This window comes from Myxococcus sp. AB025B, assembly GCF_006518215.1.
Lineage (GTDB): Bacteria > Myxococcota > Myxococcia > Myxococcales > Myxococcaceae > Myxococcus > Myxococcus fulvus.
Genome location: NZ_SRLW01000384.1, coordinates 1 through 7937, shown reverse-complemented (window position 1 = coordinate 7937; position 7937 = coordinate 1). Strand labels below are relative to the sequence as shown.

Below are 7937 nucleotides of genomic sequence, written 5' to 3'. Positions count from 1 at the left end.
CCATCACCCTCGCCCGCCCCTGGTACGCACCGCCCGGGTTCGCCAGCGTCACCAGCAATCCCGTGAGCCCCGTCCATCCGGCGTCCTTGAATCCCAGCAGCGTGGCGAGCGAGTACGGAATCGTGACGGCCAGCGCCGCGCGAATCCCCAACGCCCAGGCGGGCCGCCCCGGCTGGAGACGAAAGAACCTCCGGACGTGACGCCACAGACGGTGCATCCCCACGACCTCCCCAGTCAGCGGTGAATGTCCTCATGTGGCCATGACTCGCCGCGTCGGTAAGCGTCGCGGGCGCGCGGGGACGCTCGGCAGGTGACGGGCGCCCGGGATGCCCGCGGGCGACCTCATGCCTCCTCGCACGCCGCCGTGGGGCGCCTCAGTACCCCACGTGCAGGCGCCCTGGGGGCAGCGCGGCCTCCAGTCGACGCACCTCCGCCTCGGGCGCCTTGTCCATGCCCAGCTTGAACTGCTGGAGACGGGCGAGCGGCGACAGGTCCTCGGGCAGTGGGCCCAGCTCGCCTTGCAGGAACCCGGCGTGGGTGAGCCTGGGCATGCGGCCCAGGCCGTCGACGAGGGCGCGCAGCTTCTCCGGCGGCGTGTTGAAGAAGCGCCACCACCAGAGCTTCTTGAGCTTCGGCAGCCGGGTGAGCACCTCGGGGAAGGTCTCCAGCCCCTTCGCGTCGAGGTACAGCTCCTCCAGGGACTCCAGGCCGGCGAACGACTCCGGCAGGCGCGTGAGGTGCTTGCAGTAGCGCAGGCTGAGCTTTCTGAGGGCGGTCAGCTGGCCCAGCTCCTCGGGCAGGGACGTCACCGGCAGGTCCTCGAGGCTGAGCGAGCGCAGCGCCTTGAGCTCACCGATGCGCGGTGGCACGACGTCGATGGGGTTGAAGTCCAGCGTGAGCCCCTCGAGCGCGGTGAGGGAGAAGACCTCGTCGGGAATCACCTTCAGCTTCTTCTGCGCGAGCGAGAGCCTGGGCGCCTTCTCCCCGCGCGCCACCTTCTCCCGCACGGCCGCGAGCGCCTTCTCCACCGGCCCGAGCTTCGTGTCGGCCAGCACGGGCTGGCCCGCGCGCAACATCGCCTGCGCTCGCCGACCGCGGTGTCTTCAGTCCGGCGAGGCGGTGAGTCGTGGGAGACTTCCCAGCTTGAAGAGCTGGAAGGCGGCGAGCACCCCCGCGAGCAGGACGGCGGCCCCGACGAGCGCATTGCCTCCCCCGAACAGCTGAAGCAGCCCCATGCCGAGGTCGATGACACACAGCACCCAGCCCACCGTGGCACTGCGAGACCTCGCGAACAGCAAGGTGAGGGCGATGATGGGCGACATCAGACACAGGCTGCCCAACAGCATCACGCCACGGGGCGCACCCAGCGCGAGGGACGTGCTGAACAGGGCCTCGAGGATGAGGATGGCGATGACGCCCACCTGCACCCGGGTCAGGTCTCGAAGGAGCGCCGTCCGGACAGCCTCTGGCGCCTTGTCGCGGGCAAGGCAGTCCGCGCAGTGCGTCCGCTCCACCACGAGCAAGTCCGGCAGACAGGCTTCGCAGAAGAACCCGCCGCAGCGAGGACAGGGCTGGGCATCCTCCACCTCGGGGTGCCGCGGGCAGCGAGGGCCATCCAGCGCCGGCAACGGCTCTTGGGGTGACTCCACGCGGTCTGTCGGAACAGTCTTCTCCATGCTCGACAGACAACAGCACCCGGGCGCGGAATGCCACGGACAAACAACCCCTGTCGAGAGGGAGTGTCCCGTTCGCACATGCGGGCAAGGCTATTTGTGGCCCTTGCCCCGCCCCCGCTCGCTCATCGAGGGATCCGAGACGGGCCTCCGTGGCGTGGGAGTCTCCGCCAGGTCCTCGAATTCGGGGGGAGGACCCCGCCACGCGACCCGAAGCGCTTCATGCGTCACTCCTCGCGTCAGGCCGCGGAGCGCAGCCACCGGACCTGACGTGCCCCACGCCCCCAACCTGGCGAGGAGTGACTGCGTTCCGCGAGCCTACGGCTGGGATTGCGGCGCGAAGCACGCGTCGGTCAGCTGCGTGGCCCAGAGCTGTCCCGCCTCGGTGTCGTCATATGCGCTGAAGTACACCCGCGAGCCCAGCCGGAAGTACTCACGAGGGTAGGACGAGGTCGAGAGGGACGTGTTCGCGATGTCCCGCAGCTTGCGCGTGCCTGCCGGCGTGCCGTTGCTCACCCACGGCTCGATGCCACCCCCGTCGGCCTGGTAGGCGCTGAAGAAGACCAGGTCGTCGGACACGGCATACACGGGCGACGAGTACTCGTCCGAGAGGCTCAGCGGCCGGCGCAGCCGCACCGTTCCGCCCGCGGTGCCATCCGTCACCCAGAGCTGCGAGTCGCGCGGCGCGGGGCCATTGCTGCCGATGATGACGGAGAAGAACAGCTTCGAGCCTCCCGGCGGGATGCTGACGCTGTCGACATAGGGGAACGCCTCGCCCAGCGAGGTGTAGTCATTGGGCAGGCTGACCACGGACGTCGGATTGCCGCCCGCGAGGGGCACCTGGTAGAGGACCATGTACTGCGTCGTCAGGGACGTGGTGGTGACATAGACGGTCGACCCCAGCGCGCCCAGCAGGCGCACGTCCCGGGTGGCGCCGAAGGACGCCAGGCGCAGCGTGCCGCCCGACGTGCCGTCCGTCTTCCACAGCTCCTGGAGCCCCGAGTCCTGACGCAGGATGAAGAGCGTGAGTCCGTCGGTGGTCCGCGCGTCCTTGATGAAGGCATTGGGCCCCGACGTGAGCCGCTTGACCTGGACGGTGCCCGCCGACGTGCCGTCCGTCTTCCAGAGGCTGGTGCCGCCGGACAAGTCCCGCACGAAGAAGCGCAGCGTGTTGTTCGCCGCGCCAGACAGGTAGCTCACCTCCGCGTCCGCGCCGAAGTCACGCACGCGTGACGTGCCGCCGGCCGAGCCATCCGACGCCCACAGCTCGTAGCGCACGCGCGTGGAGCCCGACTCGTAGCGCTCCAGGAAGAACACCACCGAGCCGCTGCCCGTGGCCGTCATGTGCGTCGGATACGAGCTGGCCGTCCCCGGCGTCAGGTCCTCCACCATGCGGGTGCCGCCCGAGGTGCCGTCGCTCACCCACAGCTCCGTGCCATGCACGGCGTCCGCCGCCCGGAAGAACAGCAGGGACGAGGTGGGCGTGAGCCCCCCCAGCGGCGGCGTGAAGTTCCCCTCCGTCGCCGGGAGGCCCTTGATTTCAGTGGTCCCCGCCGCGGCGCCGTTGCTGCGCCACAGCGCCCGCTTCCCATCCTCGTAGTTCACCGCGAAGTGCAGCTGACCCTTGAAGCTCACGAAGTCACTGGGGCTCGACGCGTAGCGCGGAATCCCGATGTCCGAGGGCGGGAGGATGGTCTTCACACGCTGGGTGGAATCCTCCGTCGGCAGGCAATAGGAACCATCCAACCGCTCCTCTGCCTCCTCGGCGGGGGCAGGCACCTCTTCCCCGGGAAGCGCACCTCCGCACCCCGCCCCCAACACCAGCAACGACGACACCATCCACCCACCACGCCACGACATGCTGCCCCCTGCTGAAGAGACTGGGAGGGAGGGTGTGTCGTGCCATTCCCGGTGCAAAGTGCCCCCAGGACCTACCCTGCTCGCCTGCCTGGACTGACAAGGCGTGGGGTGGGACATGTGCACCGGTTCAGACGCGTGAGATGTGCCAGGGCGTTCAGCGCATCCCGCGGGCTCTCTAAGCTCGTGGCTCCGTCCAGGGAGCGTGATCCCCATGAATGTCCACGAGCGGCCGCGCAGCACCACGCACCATGCCGAAGCCCACACGCCTCGCACCACCGCTGGCGACAGCCTGGAGTCTGCCTCGGGCGCACGCCAGCGCACCCTGCAGCGGATGTTGGACCACCGGCCCGCGGTCCAGTCGCTGCTCCAGCGACAGCACGACGCGGACCAGGGCTCGCGCGCGAGGACGTCGACCGCGCGGGCCGGCGGCGTGGTCCAGCGCTTCACCGAGGAGGCGGGCTATCGCATCTCCGCGAACCGCGCGTTCGCGCTGCCCGCCGAGAACGAGACGCAGCGGTTCTTCGCCACGCCCGCCCTCATCGAGCGGTCCAACCGCATCCTCGAGGCGATGGGCTCGCGCGTGAGGCTCCTCGCTGGAGACGACGCCCCCGAAGCGCTGGCGGGAATGAAGGCCGTGACGCCCAGGGCCGTCGTCGCCGAGCAGCCCCTCTTCGACGTCCACGAGTGCATCGATGTGGCGGACCGCGTGACGAACTCGGGGCAGACCCACGCCCTCTACCAGGGCCCCGATGACGCCGACCTGGCCTTGCGCAGACAGAACCCCTACCCGGGGGCCGTCGGGGAGCTCAACCTCATCGCCCGGGAACTGACGAACCAGGAGGCGCCCACCCCCCAGGGGGTCGTCGCCGCCCAGGAAGCGCGCTTCGGAGAGGACGACTCGGAATCCTTCCGCTTCACCTATGGGGACGGCCTCGAGGTCGAGACCAGCTCGCTGCAAGAGGCCTCCACGCTGCTGGAGGACGCCATCCCCAGCCAACCGCTGCGCCGGGCCTTGCTCAAGAACATCATGAAGGACCGGTATGAGTACCAGCCAGGCTTCCAGCAGTTCGCCGTGGAGGTGCTCACCCCGCTCATCCAGGCGGGCCATGTCGGGGAGGAGCTCGAGACCCAGGCGGGCTGGGCCACCCGACTCGCCCAGCACCTCGATGCCCGCTTGGCGGACGACAGGAACGCCACGACGACGGCCTACCGGGAACTGCCCGAGCAGACGATGAGCGAGAGGAGCCGACGGATTGGCGTCAACGCCCACGCACGTCCCGAGGTCGGAGAGTCCTACGCCATCGTCGGCACCCGCGAGCGCACCGCCGAGGACCCGCGGCAACTCTGGAGCTTCCACTTCGCGGCGGTGATCGCACGCGACGGCGAGGACAGCCTCACGCTCGAGAACTTCAACCGGGAGGATGACGCCGAAGGGACCTCACGGTGGTACTTCGACATGCAGGGCCCCGAGGCCCAGTCCTTCCACGCGAAGCACCAGGCCACCGTCGCGGGCGCGCTCACGCTGCGGATGGGCGCCCCCGCGACCGAGGAGCTCCGGGCGCGGGCCCTGGACCGCCTGCCCGAAGGCGCCTCCGAGGAGCTCACCGCGCGAATCCAGCAGGCCCGGACGCGCGCGGGGCTCGCCGCCCTCCTCGCGGACGCGACAGGCACAGCGGACTCGGACACCACCGGCGAAACGTGACGCACCGCCTCGTCCCCGCTGAAACGGGTTTCGAAGGAATCTTTCCGCCGTCGTTCGTACAACGGTGGCCATGAATGAAGCCGTGTAACACACCGCATCCAATGTCTTGGATTGGTCCGGTTCACCCGACCCGTGACACATCCAATCACCATAAGTAGAAACCACTACGACGGAACGAATGACTTTTCGTCGTGTTTCTGGCAGGGTTCCGAGACGTCGCCGAGCAGTGAGCCAGGATTCCGAGACCAGGGGGGTCGCGCGGTCTCACGCGATAGGAATTGCCACGACGGCATGGGTTGCCGCCTCCCCCTCCAGATGAATGTGTCACCCGACGTGCGGGGTGCTCCCTCGGGACTGGGAGCGCGCCGCGCGTAGCAGGGCTCTTGCCTCGTGAGTCGGGGCGGAGTCGACGAACCCGCAGAGGGAGGAGTCGTCCATGCCGGCAGCTCTCAGTTATCCGGGCGTCTATGTCGAGGAGATTCCCAGTGGGGTCCGCACCATCACCGGGGTGCCCACGTCGATTACCGCCTTCGTCGGACGCGCGCTGCGCGGGCCGGTGAACGAGCCGGTGGTCTGCAACGGCTACGGTGACTTCGAGCGGAGCTTCGGAGGTCTGTGGGAGGACGGAGCGATGAGCTTCGCCGTCCGCGACTTCTTCCTCAATGGTGGCGGCCAGGCCGTCGTCGTCCGCCTGGACAACGGCTCGGAGACGGCGGACCTGAGCATCACCACCACTGAAGGCCCGCTGGTGCTGGAGGCGGCGAGCCCCGGCGCCTGGGGCGGCAAGCTCAGCGTGGTGGTGGACCACAACACCAAGAAGACGGGCGTCGCGGCCGTCGACGACCTGCTCTTCAACCTGACCGTCACCGACACGGGCACCCAGGTGACGGAGAAGTTCATCAACCTCTCCATCGACGCGGCCAGCGCGCGCTACTACCCGACGGTGCTCGAGCAGGGCTCCACGCTCCTGCGGGTGAGGACCCTGCCCGCCACCGCGGCCCGGCCTCCGGCGGGCACCTACACGCCCGCCGCGGCCGACGCGGGCACCAACGGCAGCGCGCTCACCCGCACCCACTTCACCCAGGCCGCGGGCCTGCGCGCCGACAAGCAGGGGCTGTTCGCGCTGGAGAAGGTGGATGTCTTCAACCTGCTGTGCATCGCGCCCCACACGCTGGGCGGCGACATCGAGCCGGAGCTGGCCACGGACGCGGCGGCCTACTGCGAGGAGCGCCGCGCCATCTTCATCGCCGACCCGCCGGCGGCCTGGGACAGCGTGGCGGACGCCGTCTCCGGCTTCAACGCCAGCAGCCTGCGCAGCAAGAACGCGGCGCTCTACTTCCCCCGGCTGGTGCAGGCCAACCCCCTGCGGGAGGGCCAGCTGGACACCTTCGCGCCCTGCGGCGCGGTGGCCGGCGTCATCGCCCGCACGGACACCCAGCGCGGCGTGTGGAAGGCGCCCGCGGGCCTGGACGCGCTGCTCACCGGCGTGCCCAAGCTGAGCGTGCCGCTCACGGACCCGGAGAACGGCCAGCTCAACCCGCTGGGCGTCAACTGCCTGCGCTCGCTGCCGGCCGCGGGCCGGGTGGTGTGGGGCGCGCGCACCACGCGCGGCAACGATTTGCTCGCCGACGAGTGGAAGTACCTGCCGGTGCGCCGGCTGGCGCTCAACATCGAGGAGAGCCTCTTCCGGGGCCTCCAGTGGGTGGTGTTCGAGCCCAACGACGAGCCGTTGTGGGCGCAGATCCGCCTCAACGTGGGCGCCTTCATGCAGAACCTCTTCCGGCAGGGCGCCTTCCAGGGCCAGACGCCGCGGGACGCGTACTTCGTCAAGTGCGACAAGGAGACGACGACGCAGAACGACATCAACCTCGGCGTGGTGAACATCGTCGTGGGCTTCGCGCCGCTCAAGCCGGCCGAGTTCGTGGTCCTCAAGCTCCAGCAGATGGCCGGCCAGGTCGCGGCGTAAAGGGAGACCCATTCCATGGCTCAGTTCAGCGTCAACGCGCAGCGTTTCGACCCGTACAAGAACTTCAAGTTCCGGGTGAAGTGGGATGGCCGCTACGTGGCGGGCATCAGCAAGGTGGGCGCGCTCAAGCGCACCACGGAGGTGGTGAAGCACCGCGAGGGCGGCGACCCCAGCAGCAGCCGCAAGTCCCCGGGCCGCAGCGAGTACGAGGCGATTACGTTGGAGCGCGGCGTCACCCACGACACCGAGTTCGAGCGCTGGGCGAACAAGGTCTGGAACTACGGCTCCGGGCTGGGCGCCGAGGTGTCCCTCAAGGACTTCAGGAAGGACATCATCCTGGAGGTCTACAACGAGGCCGGACAGCTGGCCATCTCCTACAAGCTCTACCGCTGCTGGGTGTCGGAGTACCAGGCGATGCCGGACCTGGACGCCAACGCCAACGCGGTGGCCATCCAGACGCTGAAGCTGGAGAACGAGGGCTGGGAGCGTGACTACGACGTCACCGAGCCCACCGAGCCCACCTTCAACGAGCCCAATCCCTGACGCACCGAGGCCCCATGCGCTCGCTGACGGCTTCGGAGCTGCTGGGCGCGTGGGAGGCGGGCTACCCGCACCCGTCCGCGGGGCGCGCGCTCGCGCTGCTGAGCGCGGCCTTCCCGGAGCGGAGCCTGGGCGAGCTGGCGCGGCTGCCGGTGGGGGCCCGGGACGCGCTGCTGCTGTCGTTGCGGGAGGGGAC

At 69.3% G+C, this 7937-nt stretch carries 6 protein-coding genes and 1 pseudogene; 3 read left to right on the top strand and 4 right to left on the bottom strand.

Annotated features, from left to right (window positions below; translation table 11 throughout):
- From FL311_RS38500 to FL311_RS38485, 4 genes and pseudogenes are all read right to left on the bottom strand, one after another.
- Window positions 1–217 (bottom strand): annotated as a pseudogene (locus FL311_RS38500) (FUSC family protein); the annotation flags it as partial.
- Window positions 218–374: 157 nt separating this feature from the next.
- Complete coding sequence (locus tag FL311_RS38495) at window positions 375–1076, bottom strand: leucine-rich repeat domain-containing protein (RefSeq protein ID WP_228557360.1); 702 nt, start codon at window positions 1074–1076, stop codon at window positions 375–377.
- A gap of 27 nt (window positions 1077–1103) precedes the next feature.
- On the bottom strand, window positions 1104–1676 hold the full coding sequence (locus FL311_RS38490) for a hypothetical protein (protein ID WP_141332636.1): 573 nt from the start codon (window positions 1674–1676) through the stop codon (window positions 1104–1106).
- A 315-nt stretch (window positions 1677–1991) separates the two neighbouring features.
- Window positions 1992–3374 (bottom strand): ELWxxDGT repeat protein, encoded by a 1383-nt coding sequence (locus FL311_RS38485; protein ID WP_228557359.1) that lies wholly within the window; start codon window positions 3372–3374, stop codon window positions 1992–1994.
- 370 nt (window positions 3375–3744) lie between these two features.
- Here FL311_RS38485 and FL311_RS38480 point away from each other — a divergent pair, with 370 nt between their 5' ends.
- The 3 genes from FL311_RS38480 (at window position 3745) to FL311_RS38470 (ending at window position 7744) form a co-directional block, all read left to right on the top strand.
- Window positions 3745–5235, top strand: a complete 1491-nt coding sequence (locus FL311_RS38480) for a hypothetical protein (RefSeq protein ID WP_141332634.1) — start codon at window positions 3745–3747, stop codon at window positions 5233–5235.
- Between the two features lie 436 nt (window positions 5236–5671).
- Window positions 5672–7201, top strand: coding sequence for a phage tail sheath subtilisin-like domain-containing protein (locus FL311_RS38475; protein WP_141332633.1), 1530 nt, complete (start codon window positions 5672–5674; stop codon window positions 7199–7201).
- 15 nt (window positions 7202–7216) lie between these two features.
- Window positions 7217–7744 (top strand): phage tail protein, encoded by a 528-nt coding sequence (locus FL311_RS38470; protein ID WP_046712457.1) that lies wholly within the window; start codon window positions 7217–7219, stop codon window positions 7742–7744.
- Window positions 7745–7937: the final 193 nt, after the last annotated feature.